Annotated in this window: 15 protein-coding genes; 2 read left to right on the top strand and 13 right to left on the bottom strand. The window is 62.6% G+C overall.

What is annotated here, in order from left to right; all coding sequences use genetic code 11:
• Nucleotides 1-48: 48 nt before the first annotated feature.
• From HJ536_RS17080 to HJ536_RS17070, 3 genes are all read right to left on the bottom strand, one after another.
• A complete protein-coding gene (locus HJ536_RS17080; protein ID WP_177158662.1) occupies nucleotides 49-2616 on the bottom strand; it encodes an HWE histidine kinase domain-containing protein in 2568 nt (855 codons plus the stop codon).
• The gene (locus HJ536_RS17075; protein ID WP_177158661.1) at nucleotides 2613-3212 is read right to left on the bottom strand and encodes a heme oxygenase-like domain-containing protein; all 600 of its coding nucleotides are present in this window, start codon (nucleotides 3210-3212) and stop codon (nucleotides 2613-2615) included. Before HJ536_RS17075 ends, HJ536_RS17080 begins: the two co-directional genes overlap by 4 nt.
• A 118-nt stretch (nucleotides 3213-3330) precedes the next feature.
• On the bottom strand, nucleotides 3331-4578 hold the full coding sequence (locus HJ536_RS17070; RefSeq protein ID WP_177158660.1) for a DUF2254 family protein: 1248 nt from the start codon (nucleotides 4576-4578) through the stop codon (nucleotides 3331-3333).
• 111 nt (nucleotides 4579-4689) lie between these two features.
• Between HJ536_RS17070 and HJ536_RS17065 the strand changes: the two genes are divergently transcribed.
• Nucleotides 4690-5508 carry a FadR/GntR family transcriptional regulator gene (locus tag HJ536_RS17065; protein WP_338082455.1) on the top strand — a complete coding sequence of 273 codons (819 nt, stop codon included), beginning with the start codon at nucleotides 4690-4692 and terminating at the stop codon, nucleotides 5506-5508.
• An 18-nt stretch (nucleotides 5509-5526) separates the two neighbouring features.
• On the opposite strand, the gene HJ536_RS17060 is transcribed toward HJ536_RS17065, so the two are convergent.
• The 10 genes from HJ536_RS17060 to HJ536_RS17015 all read right to left on the bottom strand — a co-directional run bounded on the left by HJ536_RS17060 (nucleotide 5527) and on the right by HJ536_RS17015 (nucleotide 15251).
• A complete protein-coding gene (locus HJ536_RS17060; RefSeq protein ID WP_177158658.1) occupies nucleotides 5527-6153 on the bottom strand; it encodes an SGNH/GDSL hydrolase family protein in 627 nt (208 codons plus the stop codon).
• Complete coding sequence (locus tag HJ536_RS17055; protein ID WP_177158657.1) at nucleotides 6150-7046, bottom strand: sugar kinase; 897 nt, start codon at nucleotides 7044-7046, stop codon at nucleotides 6150-6152. Before HJ536_RS17055 ends, HJ536_RS17060 begins: the two co-directional genes overlap by 4 nt.
• 3 nt (nucleotides 7047-7049) lie before the next feature.
• On the bottom strand, nucleotides 7050-7913 hold the full coding sequence (locus HJ536_RS17050) for an amidohydrolase family protein (RefSeq protein WP_177158656.1): 864 nt from the start codon (nucleotides 7911-7913) through the stop codon (nucleotides 7050-7052).
• Nucleotides 7913-9049: a mandelate racemase/muconate lactonizing enzyme family protein gene (locus HJ536_RS17045; RefSeq protein WP_177158655.1), complete on the bottom strand. Its 1137-nt coding sequence runs from the start codon at nucleotides 9047-9049 to the stop codon at nucleotides 7913-7915. Before HJ536_RS17045 ends, HJ536_RS17050 begins: the two co-directional genes overlap by 1 nt.
• Nucleotides 9050-9057: 8 nt before the next feature.
• Entirely contained in the window at nucleotides 9058-9963 is a 906-nt protein-coding gene (gene kdgD / locus HJ536_RS17040) for a 5-dehydro-4-deoxyglucarate dehydratase (protein ID WP_176855892.1), read from the bottom strand.
• 21 nt (nucleotides 9964-9984) lie between these two features.
• A complete protein-coding gene (locus HJ536_RS17035; protein WP_177158654.1) occupies nucleotides 9985-11499 on the bottom strand; it encodes an aldehyde dehydrogenase (NADP(+)) in 1515 nt (504 codons plus the stop codon).
• 111 nt (nucleotides 11500-11610) lie between these two features.
• A complete protein-coding gene (locus HJ536_RS17030; protein ID WP_177158653.1) occupies nucleotides 11611-12405 on the bottom strand; it encodes an NAD-dependent epimerase/dehydratase family protein in 795 nt (264 codons plus the stop codon).
• 5 nt (nucleotides 12406-12410) lie between these two features.
• Nucleotides 12411-13688 carry a TRAP transporter large permease subunit gene (locus tag HJ536_RS17025; RefSeq protein ID WP_176856143.1) on the bottom strand — a complete coding sequence of 426 codons (1278 nt, stop codon included), beginning with the start codon at nucleotides 13686-13688 and terminating at the stop codon, nucleotides 12411-12413.
• Nucleotides 13688-14209, bottom strand: a complete 522-nt coding sequence (locus HJ536_RS17020; RefSeq protein WP_177158652.1) for a TRAP transporter small permease subunit — start codon at nucleotides 14207-14209, stop codon at nucleotides 13688-13690. Before HJ536_RS17020 ends, HJ536_RS17025 begins: the two co-directional genes overlap by 1 nt.
• A 61-nt stretch (nucleotides 14210-14270) precedes the next feature.
• Entirely contained in the window at nucleotides 14271-15251 is a 981-nt protein-coding gene (locus HJ536_RS17015; RefSeq protein WP_176856141.1) for a TRAP transporter substrate-binding protein, read from the bottom strand.
• 324 nt (nucleotides 15252-15575) lie between these two features.
• Here HJ536_RS17015 and yghU point away from each other — a divergent pair, with 324 nt between their 5' ends.
• Nucleotides 15576-16415 (top strand): glutathione-dependent disulfide-bond oxidoreductase, encoded by an 840-nt coding sequence (gene yghU / locus HJ536_RS17010; protein ID WP_177158651.1) that lies wholly within the window; start codon nucleotides 15576-15578, stop codon nucleotides 16413-16415.
• The last annotated feature ends 90 nt before the right edge of the window (nucleotides 16416-16505 follow it).

Raw genomic sequence — 16505 nt, 5'->3', positions numbered from 1 at the left:
GAACTGTCGAATGGGCCAAGCTTATATACTAACGGCTCTAAAAAGAAATCACTTTCTAACACCTTGGAATGCATTCGAAATTGCTGATGCGAGTGTTTCGTTCGAGAAGGGTTTGCGCACGAATGGACAGGGGGGATACAGGCCCGCCAGATCTTCGCGCTCGCCATAGCCGGTGGCCACGATAAAAGGTACGCCCAATTTGTACAATTTCTCTGCAACGGGCAGAGATTGCTCGGACCCGAGGTTCACATCGAGCACCGCAATTTCTAGCGTATTTGCGTCGATTTCCCGAAGAGCGTCCCCCACATTCGAGGCAATACGCACATCGCTTGCGCCCATCTCAGTCAGAATATCGGCCGCGTCCATCGCGATGATCATCGTGTCCTCAAGCACCAGCGCGACCCCGCTCAGGACCACCGGACCTGACTCGATTTCGGGGGCATCGGGCATCTCGTGCTCTTTCTCGGTGAAGTCCACATGGGACGAAGGTATGACAAAACGCGCCTCGACGCCGGTCATCTTGTAGTGGATTTCGGCCTCGCCCTGCAGCTCGAACGGGACAAAGCGTTCGATGATGGCGGTGCCGAATCCCCTGCGCTTGGGCGGGGTCACAGGCGGGCCGCCCCGTTCGCGCCAGTCGATGGTCAGGCTGCCGCTGGTGTCTTGGCCCAGCGCGATAATCACGCGGCCAGCCTCTTGACCCAGTGCACCGTATTTGACCGAGTTGGTGACCAGCTCGTGCATGACCAGCGCAAGGTTGGTGAACGCCTTGGGGGAAATCTGGACGTCGGCCCCCAGCATCTCGACCCGATCAGTGTTCTTGTCGACATAGGCGGCCAGTTCAAGGAAGATCAGATCCTTGAGCGAGGCATAGGCCCAGTCGTCCTCGGTCAGCTGGTCATGGGCGCGGGCCAAGGACTGGATGCGCCCATCGAGCCGTAACGAGAAGTCGCCAACCGTGTCGCGTTCCTGACGGCTTTGTTTGATCAGGCCGCGCATCAGGTTCAGGATGTTGCGCACGCGGTGATTGAGTTCCGAGATCAGCAGTTCCTGCTGCTCGGCGGCGCGTTTGCGCTCTTCGGCGGCGGCGTCGGTGATCTTGAGGAAAATTTCCAGCAGAAGAACCCGGAGCAGTTCAGCCGAGTGGCGCGAATGCTTGCTCCATGGGGCGCAATGACCGGCGACGATCTCGCGCCATGCCTCAAAGCTTTTGCGCGGGGTCAGGCGCAGGCCGTTCGGACCGGGGGTGACGGGTTTGGTGGGATCACCGGCCCAAGTCACGGCGGTCGCAATCTCTCGGCGGAAGAGTACCAGATAGTCGCGCGGGCGGCGCGAAATCGGGATCGCCATGAGGCCTGCGAAACGGTCCACACAATCGGCGGCGGGGGCATATTGGGCCCCGATGCTGTCGGTCACAAAGACGCCCGAAGCCGCCGTGGTGTTCAGGAACCGCGACAGGCCCACGAATTCTTCGGCGGTGGGGGCGGCGCCAATGGCATGGAACTTCCCTTCGGCATACAGAACCATCCCGTCATGGGGGATGACCTCTTTGAGATCGCCGGACACCTTCATCAGACTGTCCGACAGACGGTCCCCTTCGGCCATCAGGGCCATCAGGCGGGTTTGCAGGCGGGACATGTCCTCTTGGGCGCGGGCGCGCTGCTGTTCCTCGAGATGGCTGAGTTCGTAGGAGAACAGGTGCGCAAACAGTTCGATCGCAGTGCGGCGCTCGAACTCCAGATAGCGGGGGCTACGGTGGTGGCAGGCGAACAGGCCCCACAGTTCCCCGTTGCGCATGATCGACACGGACATCGAGGCCTCGACCCCCATGTTGCGCAGGTATTCGATGTGGATCGGCGACACCGCCCGTGTAACCGACAGGGACAGGTCCAAGGGCTTGCCCTCGGGCGAGACTTGAGGGACCAGCGCCGCGCCCGGATCATTCACATCGGCGATCAGACGCAGCAGGTTGCGTTTGTACAGCGCCCGCGCCTGCACCGGAATGTCAGAGGCCGGAAAGCGCAGGCCGTTATAACTGGGCAGATCGCCGCGCTTGTCCTCGGCCACCACCGAGCCGGACCCGTCGGGCTGGAACTGGTAGACCATCACACTGTCGAACCCCGACAGAGCGCGCATGGCACGCGCAGCCTCGGCAGTGCAGCGGGCCAGGCTCCCTGCCCCGCGGATGCGCTGGATCAGGGGATAGACGTCGGACAGGGTGTCCTCTTCGATGCGGGAGCGGTCCTTGGGTTCGAACTCGATCACCAGATGGCGGCCGCTGTTGTGGATCGACATGTCGTAGCGGGCCAAGGGGTCCAGCAGACGCACACCGAACAGACGGTTCACGGCGTCGCGCCCTTCGATCATCTTGGCCCGAAGGCGCGTGATCGTGTTGCGCGGCAGTACATCGTCCAAGGGTTGCCCCACCAGATCGGCCGCAGGCTGGCCTAGAAACGGCTGAATGTTTTCGGAAACGTGCTGGATGATCCAGTCCGAGGACACCGCGATCAGCGCCCCGTAAGATTGCACACGGCCAAGAATGTGGATCGGCTCTCGGTCGCAGGTCGTCAGGTCCACCTGAGTGTCAGGGGTCACGATGGGTTGCGGGTCACTCACGCTAGTTTTCCTGTAGTCTCACGGGTCAGTCGCGCCGCACTGTGGAACAGTTCGAACCCGGCAATAACACCATCACATACGTCATCTGCCAAGGCCCCCGCCGCAGATTGGGCGGAGAGCTCGGCGCATAGGCCCTGCCAGGCGACTTTGTAGTCCTGCGGGGCAAAATATAGGGGGATACGCTCGGTGCCGGAGGCGACCAGAGTGCGGCGCAGCACCTCTGTCCCCAGTCTGGAGCCGATCACCAGATAGGCCACGGCCAAGGGATGCAGCCCAGAACGGGGGCGCACAACGGGCACGGGGATCGCCATCTGCTGGCAGTCTTGCGCCAGTCGGTCCAGCATTTCGGACAGCAGCGACAGCGACGCCGGATTGTGGGGAAGCTTTGCGGAACTGGACAGAGCCGTCAGGCCAGCCATCTGCGCCGCCAAGAATGACCGAAGATGTGCAGCGGGGTCCGCCTGAAACGGCGCAAAGGCCTGATCCAGTGCTTCGTGGGCACCGCGCGTGTCTGCCCGCAATCGCGCCAGCAGATTATTAGGGGCGACGGATTGCGCGCTCTGACGAGCTTGCTGCCAATTCGGATTTTGGTTCAAAAACTTAGCTCCACCCACGACAAAGGGCCCGTGCCCCTTCTACCAAGAAATCCGCTCGGTTCACTTTGGTTCCACAAAAAAATCGCAGTGGACCAGAAAAATTGTGGCCGTCTGTCTTTCATTCACGGCGGGCCAGTCGGGCGTGTCGGTGAAGTCGGCTCAGGTCTTCGTCGCACATGCCCGCTCCGGTGGCTCGGGTCATGGCTAGGGCGGCCAGAGCCTCGGCGGGTTGGCTGAATTCATCGGCGTTCGTCGCGGCCAAGGCGTTCAGCGCCTGATGCAGCCTAATCTGCACTTCGACAAAGGCCGCGCCGTCGCGGGCCAGCGCGTGAAAGGAGTCGTCGATCAGGTCCTCGCCGGCGATGGGGGGCATGTGGATGCGCGGGCTGGGGGGCACTTCGGGGTCTTTGGGGGTCCACAAGGACAGCACCCGCGCCTGCCGCGAGATCACGTCGATGGCCGTCCCCGGATCGTTCACCGCAGGGGACAGCGCGCGCGAGGCGATCTCGGACAGAACCACCAGACCGAAGCGCGGGTCCTGATCAAAGCTGCGCTCGGCCCCGATAGTCAGTCCGTGGCGCAGGTCGGCCTCTTGGTCGTCCTCCAGTCGCGGGCCGGACACGTACATCAGGGGCATGTCGGGATGCACAAAACTGCCCGGCGTCTCGGCCACCCAGATTTGCAATTCCAGACTGTCGGCCAGCTTTTGCAGACCCGCGATGTCGATGTGCTGCACATAGCCGACCTGATCGGGATAAAGCGCCCGCGCCTCTGGCGGGATCGCCCCACGGCGCGGTGTAGCCCCCAGAAAGGGATCATCCAGCCGCGCCAGCAGCGCATCCGTGGTCGCCTGCTCGACCCGCGCCAGCGTGTCGCTCATCCGGCCAAAGTTGATCAGGTGGGTGATCCAACGCAGCAGCGCCAGAATGATCGCACCGACCACCAGAATGGTGGAAACAAACAGAACGAATTTGCCGTCATCGCCATAAAGGCCCGCTTCCAGCCCGATGATCCCCATCAGACTGAACAAAAACGCCCCAAGGAATGTCGACAGCACGTTCTGGGTGGTGGTGTCCTGTTGCAGCAGCGCCGTCGCCCGAGGGGTCGCCGACGTGGCCGCCGCCGAATAGGCCTGCACTGCGATGGACAAAGAGAACGTGGTCACCGCCAACATCGACGACGCAATGATCTGGAGCACTTGTTCAACCGCGCCGTCACCGGGCTCGAACCGCAGGTTCTGGGGGACATAGGGCGCCAATCGCGGCGACACCATCGCAGCCAGAACCGCAACCGCCCCGTAAGCCAACACCCGCACCCAGATTTCCTTGAGAACCTGCCGCAGTTTCCACAAATATTTTCCCAGCACCCGTTCGCGCCCTTTGTCCGTTTGGTGGATCAACACGAAAATATGGGGCCCGGTTCCGTTTGGACCAGCACTTTGCGCCTTTGGTCCGGCGGATTGGGGTTTGCGCTTCCTGTGCGGGAACATGTAAACCAGAAAAACCGCTCACCCCCCGACTTCAGGGCGATTGACGCGGCAGGCCATCAGGATAATCTCTGGCCCACGTCAAGACGGAGCGATCCCATTCCCACCCCTGCCCGTAAAACACTGGTCGCGACCCTCCGCGAAGTTCTGCGCACCAAGATCGAAGCCGGCCAGTACAAGCCCGGCGACCGCCTTCCCAGCGAAGCCCAGCTGACCCGCGAACACGCCGTCAGCCGCACTGTTGTGCGAGAGGCGATTGCCGCCCTGCGCGCCGATGGGCTGGTCGAACCGCGTCAGGGATCGGGCGTTTACGTGCTGGAACCCGCCGAAGAAGTGCCCGCGCCCTTTACCAATATCGACAACGCGCGCCTGTCTTCGATGATCGAACTGCTGGAACTGCGCACCGCCGTCGAGGTCGAGGCCGCCGGTCTGGCCGCACAGCGCCGCAGCCCCTCGCAAGAGGAGCGCATCATCGAGGCGTTGCGCACCGTCACCGACAAAAACACCCGGCAGGAACCCTCGTCCGAGGCGGATTTCGCGTTGCATCTGGCGATCGCCGAGGCCACCAACAACCCGCGATTCTGCGAGTTTTTGCAGATGGTTGGCCCGAACAGCATCCCGCGCCGCGCGCTGGACCCATCAGAGCCTCAGGCGTTTCCGCAGACCTATGTGGATATGATTAACGCCGAGCATGACACGATCGTCACCGCGATCCTGAATGGCGACGAAGAAGCCGCCCGCAGCGCCATGCGCCAGCACCTGAAAGGTAGCCAGCAGCGCTACCGGTCCCTGCTGCGCGGGGCCCAGTAGCGTTAAGTTATCGAGGCTTCAGAGCCCCAGCAGATCGCGAACGGGTCCGGCAAGGGCCCGCCCGATGGCCGCCGTATCCTCGGCCGGTAAGTGCACACCGTCGATGGGCGACGTGGTCGCCACACTACCAGCATCGAAAAACGCCACGCCAAGATCCAAGGCCAGTTGCTGATACATCGGCGCAAGGCGCTGGGTTTCCGCCACATCGCGCCCGCCGCCAGTCACCCCGTCCGGCCCGATCACGCAGGCCGGGGGTGATACCAGCAGCACCTTCGGCACCTGCCCGATCCCGTCATAGGGGTGCGTGCGGATGATCTGCGCTAGACGCTTCATCCCCGCTGTTGCCCCTTCGGCGCGGCCACAGATGGTGGGCTTCAAGTCGTTGGTCCCCAGCATCACAATCACCAGATCGAGCGGGCTGTGAGAATGCAGAAGGATCGGCAGAACCTTGGCCCCATTCCGGCAGGTCGGGCCGGAATGGTCGTCGAAGACCGTGGTCCGGCCCCCGAGCCCTTCGGAAATCACCTCGACCCCAACCTCCTGCTGCAGCACATTAGGCCATAGGAATTCCGCGGGATGGCGGGTACCATCCTCGGGCTTGTGGCCCCACGTCAGGCTGTCCCCAAAGGCAAGAATGCGGGTCATGCGGCGTCCTTTGCGATCTGGTCCATGGGCATCAGAGCACCGCGATAGCCGATCACCTGGCGGGCGATGCCGTGGGCATAGCGGGCCGCCTCGGGCGCGGGCATCCCTTGGAGACGGGCACTGAAATAAGCGCCGTTAAAGCTGTCGCCGGCACCGGTGGTGTCGATGGGCTGCACCTTGGGGCCCGGATCGATCCGGTGGGTCTGACCGTCTGCCAGCACCAGCATCTCGCCGCCACCATTCTTGACCACGATCTCGGTCGCGCCCGCATCGGAATAGCGCTGCAAAGTCGCCTGAGGGTCCGCGTCCCCGAAATAATCCGCCTCGTCCTCATAGCTTGGCAAGGCAATCCGGCTGATGGCGGCCGCCTGCATAATGGCCTCGCACATGGTCTGGGTGTCAGGCCAAAGGCGCGGACGCAGGTTGGGGTCGAAGGCCACATTCTGCCCCTTCAAGGCATCCAGCAAAGCGGCGCGGCGATCAGCGGTCAGAATGCCCAAGGTGATCCCCGAGAAATACACCAGATCGGCCCCGTCCACAGCCGCGGTCAAAGCCGCCGGATCATCCGCCAGACAGCGCGCCGCCGCCTGATCGCGCCAGTAAGTAAAGCTGCGTTCGCCGTCCTTTAGCGTGATCATGTATAGGCCCGCCACGCGGGTCGGGTGGCGCATCACGTGGTCCGTGCCGATGCCGCCTGCCCCCATGAAATCCAGCATCTGCTGGGACACCGGATCGGTGCCGACGCAGGTCACGTAATCCACTGATCCGGCGGGCAAAGTCGCCCGCGCGTACCAAGCGGTGTTGAACGTGTCCCCCGCAAAACCCGAACGCCAGAGGTTCTCTCCGGCGCCCGACATCTCAATCATACATTCACCGATAGAAACCAGTCTCATGCCTCACTCCCATTTGGGAAAACCGTAAAGCTCCTGCGGGTTTTCGACCAGTGCCAAATGCAAGGATTTCTCGTCCGGCAGCCAAGACAGAACCGTGTCGGTCAGGGCCGCATCGTCGGGGTAATCCTCGGTCTTTTTGGCGAGGTTATGGGGCCAGTTGGTGCCCCAGATGATGCGTTCAGGCGCATAGGCGGCGATGTCCCGCGCGACCTCGGCGATATCAGGGTAATCGGGGCCGCCGACCAAAGTGGCCTCGTAGCAGCCCGCGAATTTGAACCAGACGTTGCCGGTGTCGATCAGGCGCTTGATGGTGTCCACATGAGCGGGGGTGACGCCGCCAAAAATCTTGCCGTGATGGTCCAGAACCCAGCGGGATTTGAGGGCCTTCAGCCGCGGCTCCAGATCGGGCAAGGCAGTGCCATCGAACTGCACGGCGGTCATCCAGCCCGCATCGGCAGCCTTGGCATCGACAGCCTCTAGCTGGTCCAGCCCCACTGCCCCACCGGGCAGGTCCATGATCCGCGCGCCAACGATACCGGCGGCGGTCAGGCGTTCCATTTCCGCGTCCGAGGTGTCTTTGCTGATCACCGCCACACCCTTGGCCAGATCGCCCATCTCAGCCAAGCAGGCCAGAAGACAAGCGTTGTCCGCCTGATGGGCGTTGCCTTGGGTGATCACCACGCGGTCAATCCCCAGCCAGTCCATCGCTTGGCGGTACATGTCGGGCGTCGGCAAGGGCGCGGGCGGCAGGCCCGGCCCGCCATCCACCGCCGGATACCCTGGCACGTACATGTGCATCTGGGTGTCGATCGTGCCGCGCGGCAGGATGGTTTTCGGCGGCTCGCCGGTCAGTTTGCGGTCAATCATCACGCGTCCTTCATCGCAAATTCACGCAGCGCGTCGCGGTTCACCTCAATCCCCAATCCGGGGGCGTTCGGGATCTGGACGACGCCGTTCTGGTGTTCAATGGGCGTGGTCAGGACGGCCTGACGGAAGGGGTTGTGGGTCCGGTCGAACTCCATGATCGGATCGACGGGATTGGGGCGCACGGGACTGGGGATCTGCGCCGCCATCCACTGTAGCGCCGCCGCGATTTGAACGCCAGTGCCCCAGACGTGCGGCACCAGACGGATGCCGCTGGTCGCTGCCATATCGGCCACGCGCCGCATCTCGGTAAAGCCGCCCACCCCGCACAGGTCGGGCTGCGCGATATCCACCAGACGTTTGACAAACGGTTCGGCAAAGCCCCAACGGGTGTGCCATGTCTCGCCCCCTGCCACGGGGATCGGCTGACGGGCGCGCACATCGGCATAGGCCCCCAGCTGTTCGGGGACGACAGGCTCTTCGAACCAGTCGATGTCATAGTCGGCGGCCTTGTTCCCCAGACGTACCGCATCCACCACGTCATAGCCGTGGTTGGCGTCGATCATCAGGCGCATGTCGTCGCCCATGACGTCGCGGACGGCTCGGATGACGCGCAGATCCTCGTCCACGTCGAAGCCGATCTTGATCTTGGCCGCGTGGAAACCGGCGGCCTTGTGGGCAGCCATTTCACTGGCGTTATCCTCGACCCGATCCACGCCATCGCGCTTGAAGCTACCGGTGGCATAGGCGCGAACGCTCTCGCGGAAGCGCCCCCCCAGCAGCATCGACACGGACTGCCCCAGCACCTTGCCCTTGATGTCCCACAGGGCGATATCGATGCCGGACAAGGCCGTGACCGCCAGCCCGCGCTGCCCCTGATCGCGCAGAGCGTTATAGCAGGTGGCCCAGATTTTCTCGGTCTCCATCGGGTTCTGGCCAATCAGCCACCCCTTGTAGGCCGCGACCACCGACGCGTTGGGGCGCGCAGGCCCCAAACATTCGCCCCACCCGATGGTGCCATCGTCGCAGATGACCTCCACCAGCACATGGGCGCGGCGGTCGAACCGCATCGACGCGCTCTCGAACGGCGTCTCGAGGCGGTGTTCCAACAGGTGGGTGCGAACGTCGGTGATCTTCATTTTGGGCCTCAGACGGGGTTGGCGTCGATGATCTGCTGCAGGATCTGCTCTTCTTCGGGGGTCAGGTCCGACAAGGGCGATCGCACGGTGCCCGCGTCAAAGCCAACCAGACGGACACCCGCCTTGATCGCCGAAACCGCATAGCCTTTGCGGCGCGAGCGCAAATCCATGAAGGGATAGAAGAAGCCTTTCAGGATCTCTTCGCAAGTGGCGCGATCGCCGGCCCGCAGCGCGTTGTAGAACTTGTTCGCCAGCGCGGGGACAAAGTTGAACACAGCCGAGGAATAGGTGGTGAAACCGGCCCCGAGGTAGGCTTCGGCAAACAGCTCTGCGGTGGGCATGCCCCCCAGATACATCAGACGGTCGCCCATCTTGGCAGTGATCTGGCGGACCAGACCGATATCGCCGGTACCGTCCTTGAAGCCGATCAGGTTGGGGCATTCGTCGCACAGACGCGCCAAGGTATCGGGCTGCAGCACCGCGTTGTCACGGTTGTAAACCATCACGCCGAAATCGACCGACTGGCAGACTTTCTTGACGTGCTCGAACAGGCCCTCTTGGGGGGCGTCGATCAGGTAGTGGGGCAGCAACAGGATGCCATCCGCGCCGACCTTCTGAACGGACTGAGCGATCTCGACCGCCATTTCGGTGCCATAGCCACAGCCCGACACGATAGCCGTCTTGCCCGCGCTTTCCTTGGCCGCCTGCACGATGGTCGGGATTTCCGACGGGGTTAGCGAAAAGAACTCGCCCGTACCGCCAGCCGCGAACAGAACCGGCGCATCAAAGCCCGCCAGCCAGTCGATATGCTTCTGGTAACTGTCCTGCTGGAACGCGCCATTGCCGTCGAAATGGGTCACGGGGAACGATAGCAGGCCCGAACCAAGGGCTGCTTTGATCTCGTTGGGGGTCATCTTGTTTCTCCTTGGAATGTCTTAGGCCACATCGTCCGGCAGGACGGAGGCAGGGATGTTCTGGTAACAGACGGGGCGCAGCCAGCGGCGGATGGACAGGGTGCCGACGGAGGTCGCACCAAAGTTGGTGGACGCCGGATAGGGTCCGCCGTGCACCATGCTGTCGCAAACCTCGACCCCCGTGGGGAAGCCGTTGGCCAGAACTCGGCCTGCCTTGCGCTCCAGCACCGGCAGCAGACGGCGCGCCAGAGTGGCATCGCCATCATCCATGTGCAGGGTCGCGGTCAGCTGGCCGACGAACGACTTGGCAACGGCGATCATCTGCGCCTCGTCCTTGGCCACAACCACCAAGCCCAAAGGCCCGAAGACCTCTTCGCTCAGCACATGGTTCCCCAGCCAATCCTCGGCCGACACACGGAACAGGAACGGTTTCGCCTGACGGGTATCGCACATCGAGGTCAGCATTTCTTGCACCCCGGCCGCCTCTTGCATCCGCGCCGCGCCATCGCGGTAAGCCGCCGCAATCCCATCGGTCAGCATGACCTGAGCGCCGCTTTCCGACAGCGCCGAACGGGCCGCTTCGGCAAAGGCCTCGCCCTCGGCCCCCTCTAGCACGACCGCAATTCCGGGGTTGGTGCAGAACTGCCCTGCGCCCATGGTCAGTGATCCAGCCCAAGCCTCACCCAAAGCGGCCCCACGGCTGGCGACAGCCGAAGGCAGCATGAACATCGGGTTCACCGACCCAAGCTCGCCAAAGAACGGAATGGGTTCATCGCGCTGCGCACAGAGGTCAAACAGCGCCCGACCGCCCCCCAGGGATCCGGTAAAGCCAACCGCCTTGATCAGCGGATGCTGGACCAAGGCCGTGCCCACATCGCGCTTGCCCCCCTGGATCAGGCTAAAGACGCCCTTGGGCAAACCGCAGCGTTGGATCGCGGCGTGGATCGCCTCGGCCACCACTTCGCCGGTGCCGGGATGGGCGCTGTGGCCCTTGACTACCACGGGGCAGCCCGCCGCCAGAGCCGACGCGGTATCGCCGCCCGCCACACTGAATGCGAGCGGGAAGTTCGACGCCCCGAACACCGCGACCGGCCCGATGGGCCGCTGCATCATCCGCAGATCAGGCCGCGGCAAAGGCGCCCGCTCCGGCAGTGCCGCATCATAGCGGCGATCCAGATAGTCCCCCGCGCGAATATGGCTCGCGAACAAACGCAGCTGACCAACCGTCCGCCCCCGCTCGCCCACCAAACGCGCCTCGGGCAGACCGGTCTCGGAGCACCCGATCTCGGTGATCAAATCGCCCCGCGCATCAATCTCCTCGGCAATCGCCTCAAGGAAAACCGCGCGCTCTTCGCGGCTCGAATAACCGAACTCCCAGAACGCCTCCTCGGCTGCCACGCAGGCCTGATCCACCAATTCCGGCGTGCCGACCGAATACTCGAACGCGGTCCCGTGCGCGGGCTCACTGACAAACACCTTGTCCGAACCCACCCACTCGCCTGCGATCAAATGCTTGCCGTGTGCTTGAAATCCCATCTCGTCTCCTCCGCACGGGCCACCGGTCCCAAACCCCGATCCCCGCACACTCCATCATTCTTCTTTGCCAAAATACTCCCGCCGGAGGCAAACACCCTCGGCCAGAGGCGATCAGTCCCGAAACACCGGGTCCGCCGTAAACTTCCCGCCCTGATACAGAACGTCCGGCGCATCCGCGGGCCGCGGCGGCAGGGCTTCGACCTCGGCGCGGTACACCTCGCTGTCGTCTTGGGGCTTCCACCCCAGCCAGCCGATGTGGCTGTTGTCCCACCACCCGCAGGTGTTCGCCGAAGCGCCCCAGATCGTCGGGCAGCCCAGTTTCGGCACGGTGAACACGCGCTCCATCAACGAAACAAAATCGTCATAGCTCAGCCACGTCGCCATCATCCGGCGGTCCACCGGCTTCTCGAAACAGGACCCAATGCGCAGGATCGCCGTCTCTTGGCCGAACTTCTCGTGGTACATGTGGGCGACAGCCTCGCCGTAGACCTTGGAAATCCCGTACCAGCCATCGGGGCGGGTCGGCATGTCGGCGGTAAGGCGCTGGCTTTGAGGATAGAAACCGATCGTGTGGTTCGAGCTGGCAAAGACGATACGGGGCAAACCGTGCAGCCGCGCCGCTTCGTACAGATTATAAACGCCGCGAATGTTGCCGGCCTCGATCAGATCATAGCTCTTCTCGACCGATACACCGCCCAAGTGGATGATGCCGTCACAGCCTTTGACCAAGTCCTCGACCGCGGCGCCGTCGGCCAGATCGCAGACCACGTGCTCTTCGTTGGGGGCGGCCTCGCCCATGGGGACGATGTCGGACAGACGCAGGGTTTCGGCCAGATGGGACAGGCGCTTGCGGGCCATGGTTCCCAGCCCACCGGCCGCGCCAGTGATCAGAAGTCGTTTCATCATCAGGGTCACTCCATCAGGCCCGGCAAGGTCATCGAGAACGCCGGGACATAGGTGACGAGCATCAGCGCCACCAGAATTGCGAGGTAGAAAGGCATGATCGTCTTGACCGCTTGCTCGATCCGCACCTTGCCCACGACACAGCCCACAAACAGGCAGGCGCCAACGGGCGGGGTGCACAGACCAAGGCCCAGGTTCATCATCAGGATCACACCGAACTGGATCGGATCCATGCCAAGGCTCACTGCCACGGGCAGAAAGATCGGCGTACAGATCAGGATCAGCGCGGCCATGTCCATAATCATTCCCAGAACCAGAAGGATCAAATTGATCAGCAAGAGAATGATTATCGGATTATCGCTGATACCGGTAACGAAATTTCCAAGAAGTTCGGGCACGCGGTAAAGCGCCAGCATGTAGCTAAAGGCAGAGGCCGTCGCGACCAGCATCATCACCAGCGCCGTGGTCCGCACCGAGGTCAGCACAGCGTTCTTGAACGCAGGCCACGTCAGTTCGCGGTAGACAAAGGTTGTGACCAGAATGGCCCAGATCGCACCAAAGGCACCGGACTCCGTGACTGTCATCACACCCGACAGCACGCCGCCCACGATGATCACCGCCGTCATCAGACCGGGCAGCGCGACCAGCGTTGCGATCCCCAGCGCCTTGAACCCCGGAAAGGTTTCCGCCGGATAGCCGCGGCGCACAGCAACCCAATAGGCCACAATCGCCAGACACAGGCACATCAGAACGCCCGGCACGATGCCTGCAATGAACAGCTTGGACACCGACATGCCGCCCGCCGCCACTGCATAGAGGATCATGTTATGCGAGGGCGGGATCACCACACCCGCGACCGAAGACGTGACCGTCACGTTCACTGCGTAGTCGGGATCATAGCCCTTGTCTTTCATCACGGGGATCAGGATCGACCCTAGGGCCGAGGTATCCGCCACCGCAGAGCCCGAGATCCCGCCGAACAGCATCGACGACAGCACGTTCACCACGCCAAGCCCGCCTCGCAGCGATCCCACCGCGCTGGCCGCCAGCCGCACCAGACGGTTCGCAATACCGCCCTGCATCATCAGCTCGCCCGCGAAAATAAAGAACGGGATCGCCAGCAGCGAAAACACCGACACACCGGACAGGATGCGCTGGAACCCGATAAACAGGGGCAGACCTTCGTAGAAAAAGCCCCCGACAGCGGCCAGACCCAGTGCGAATGCCACCGGCATCCCGCAAAACAGACCAAAGCCGAAAATTCCGAAAAGTACCGCGAGGCCCACTAGAGCTCTCCTGTGATCTTGTTGTCACCGCGAGCCAGTTCGCCCACGTGATACAGGGAAAATACCACCGTCAGCGCGCCGCAGATCGCCATGGGCATCGCGCGCCAGCCTTCGGTGATGCCAAGCATCGGGATCACGCGGGGCCACGTTTTGGCCGCCAGCGTCCAGCCCTGCCACGCCAGAAAGGCACCGAACACACCGACCGCAATCACCGCCACCCAGCGCATGGGAACACGCAGCGGGTCGGGCAGCATTTCGCGGACAAAGTCGATGGACAGGTGGCTTTTGTTCCACACACCGGCCGCCGCCCCCAGAAAGGTGATCCAAACCACCAACAAGAGGGCCAGCTGCTCGACCCACGTGGGGGTGTCGTTCAGCACGTAGCGGCCCCAGACAAGCCAGCCGAAAATTGCAATGAGCGTGACCAGTTGCACGCCCGCGATCACCAGACAGCCATAGGACACACCGGCAAGCAGCCGGTAGACGGGTCCATGTGCCTCTGGTTCGGATTGGATATTCACAGCGGTCTCCCTGCCCGAAAATGGGCCGCGCGCAATTGGGGACGCGCGACCCGATACGCGATTACTCAGTGGCCTGAATGTCTTTGATCAGCTGCTCCAGATCGGGGTGGGCAGCGATAAAGTTCGCGTAGATGGGGGCCATCGCAGACTGGAACGCTGCGGGATCATCCACGTTGTTCACCTCGACGCCGGCTGCCTTGACCTTATCAAGGCTGGCGGTCTCGCGGGCGGCCCACAGTTCACGCTGCTGCTTGGCGGCTTCCATCGCGGCGTCCTTGATCGCGGCTTTGTCCGCGTCCGACACGCCTTCCCACACGCTGGCGGCAACGCACAGGCACTCGGGGATGATCAGGTGGTTGGTGACGGAGTAGTACTTGGCCACCTCGTAGTGGTTCGAGCTTTCGAACGAGGGGTAGTTGTTTTCCGCGCCGTCGATCACGCCGGTCTGGAGCGACTGGTAAACCTCGCCATAGGCCATCGGGGTCGCGTTACCACCCAGCGCATCAACCATCTGCACGTAAAGATCGTTGTTCATCACGCGGAACTTCAGGCCGTCCATGTCGGCGGGCGAATGGATCGCCTTCTTGGTGTTATAGAAGCTGCGCGAGCCGCTATCGAACCACGACAGAGCGACAATGCCTGCCTCGCTCAGAGCATCGCTGAACTGCTGGCCAACGGCGCCGTCCATGGCGTGGTGCATCTGCTCGACATCGCGGAAGATGAACGGCAGCGAAAGAACGTTGGTTGCGGGGACGATCTCGCCCATGGGGCCCATGTTGAAGTTCGCCCAAGCCAGAGCGCCGCTGCGCACCTGCTCGATCGCGTCGGGCTGGCTGCCCAGAATGCCGTTCGCATAGACGGTGGGTTCGATCCGGCCTTCGGTCACTTCTTTGACCTTGTCGGCGAACGACTGCATCGCGACGGTGTTCGGGTAGTCCTCGGGGTGGATGGCCCAACCGCGCCATTCGTCGGCCTGCGCCATGGTGACAGCGCCAATCAGCGCCAGAACCGATACCGAAGCAATCTTTGTAAATTTCGTCATGTTGTCCTCCCTATGGCGCCCGAAGCGCGCCTGACGCCAAGTTGTATGACAAATTATCGGACAAGCTGTCAACCCGTATGATAAATGCTGAAATTGCAGGTTTTATTGGGATTTCTGCGGTGCGGCGGTGATTTTCCGCCACCCGAACAGGCCCAGAATCACATCACCCCGCCAAATACATCAGACAGGTTTCACCAAATTGATCGGCGGTCGCGCACATAAGATTCCGCCCGAGCACACAGAATTCTGCGCCTTCCCGACTGCACATTTGCGCTGGCGCGCCTTAGGTTGCGGCCAAACGCGTACGAACACAGAGGATTTGATATGACCGAAGAGACATACACGCCCCCCGCCGTCTGGACTTGGGAACAGGGCAATGGCGGTCAGTTCGCCAGCATCAACCGCCCCGTTTCGGGCGCCACCCATGACAAAGAGTTGCCCGTCGGCGACCATGCCCTGCAACTCTATTCGATGGGCACGCCGAACGGCCAGAAAGTGACCATCCTGCTCGAAGAACTGCTCGAGGCCGGTCACACCGCAGCGGACTATGACGCTTGGCTGATCAAGATTGGCGACGGCGACCAGTTCGGCAGCGGTTTTGTCGACATCAACCCGAACTCCAAGATCCCCGCCCTGCTGGACCGCTCGAACGGCCAGCGTGTTTTTGAAAGCGGCTCGATCCTGACGTATCTGGCCGAAAAATTCGGAGCATTCCTGCCCACTGATGCCGGTGCCCGTGCAGAAGTGTTCAACTGGCTGTTCTGGCAGATGGGCGCAGGCCCCTACGTGGGCGGCGGGTTCGGCCACTTCTTCGCCTACGCGCCCGAAAAGATCCAATACGCCATTGACCGTTTCACTATGGAAACCAAGCGTCAGTTGCACGTGCTGGACACCAATCTGGCTGATCGCAAGTTCGTGGCAGGCAACGACTATTCCATCGCCGATATGGCGATCTATCCGTGGTATGGCGCTCTGGTCGAAGGCCGTCTCTACTCCGGTTCGGCCGAGTTCCTGAACGTCACCGAATACAAGAACGTCCTGCGCTGGGCCGCCGATCTGGCCGCCCGCCCCGCCGTCAAGCGCGGCAGCATCGTGAACCGCACCGCCGAAGGCGCCCTGCCCGAGCGTCACAGCGCCGCGGACTTTGCGCCCTTGGGTCTGTAATCCCGCCGGTCGGGGCCGCCCGATGTGGCCCCGACCCTGCATGTTTGCGCAACCAACTGAAATTCAACGCCCCTTGGGCCGATTGCACAG

Source organism: Donghicola mangrovi, assembly GCF_013377535.1.
GTDB lineage: Bacteria > Pseudomonadota > Alphaproteobacteria > Rhodobacterales > Rhodobacteraceae > Donghicola > Donghicola mangrovi.
The sequence above is the reverse complement of the archived record's forward strand: the minus strand, read 5'-3'. Positions and strand labels throughout refer to the sequence as shown.

Bases quoted from the DNA above. Each gene is read 5' to 3' on its own strand.
- yghU (WP_177158651.1), top strand. From the start codon at position 15,576: ATGACCGAAGAGACATACACGCCCCCCGCCGTCTGGACTTGGGAACAG.
- kdgD (WP_176855892.1), bottom strand. From the start codon at position 9,963: ATGACCCCCAACGAGATCAAAGCAGCCCTTGGTTCGGGCCTGCTATCG.
- HJ536_RS17060 (WP_177158658.1), bottom strand. From the start codon at position 6,153: ATGACCCGCATTCTTGCCTTTGGGGACAGCCTGACGTGGGGCCACAAG.
- HJ536_RS17055 (WP_177158657.1), bottom strand. From the start codon at position 7,046: ATGAGACTGGTTTCTATCGGTGAATGTATGATTGAGATGTCGGGCGCC.
- HJ536_RS17015 (WP_176856141.1), bottom strand. From the start codon at position 15,251: ATGACGAAATTTACAAAGATTGCTTCGGTATCGGTTCTGGCGCTGATT.
- HJ536_RS17045 (WP_177158655.1), bottom strand. From the start codon at position 9,049: ATGAAGATCACCGACGTTCGCACCCACCTGTTGGAACACCGCCTCGAG.
- HJ536_RS17030 (WP_177158653.1), bottom strand. From the start codon at position 12,405: ATGATGAAACGACTTCTGATCACTGGCGCGGCCGGTGGGCTGGGAACC.
- HJ536_RS17050 (WP_177158656.1), bottom strand. From the start codon at position 7,913: ATGATTGACCGCAAACTGACCGGCGAGCCGCCGAAAACCATCCTGCCG.
- HJ536_RS17035 (WP_177158654.1), bottom strand. From the start codon at position 11,499: ATGGGATTTCAAGCACACGGCAAGCATTTGATCGCAGGCGAGTGGGTG.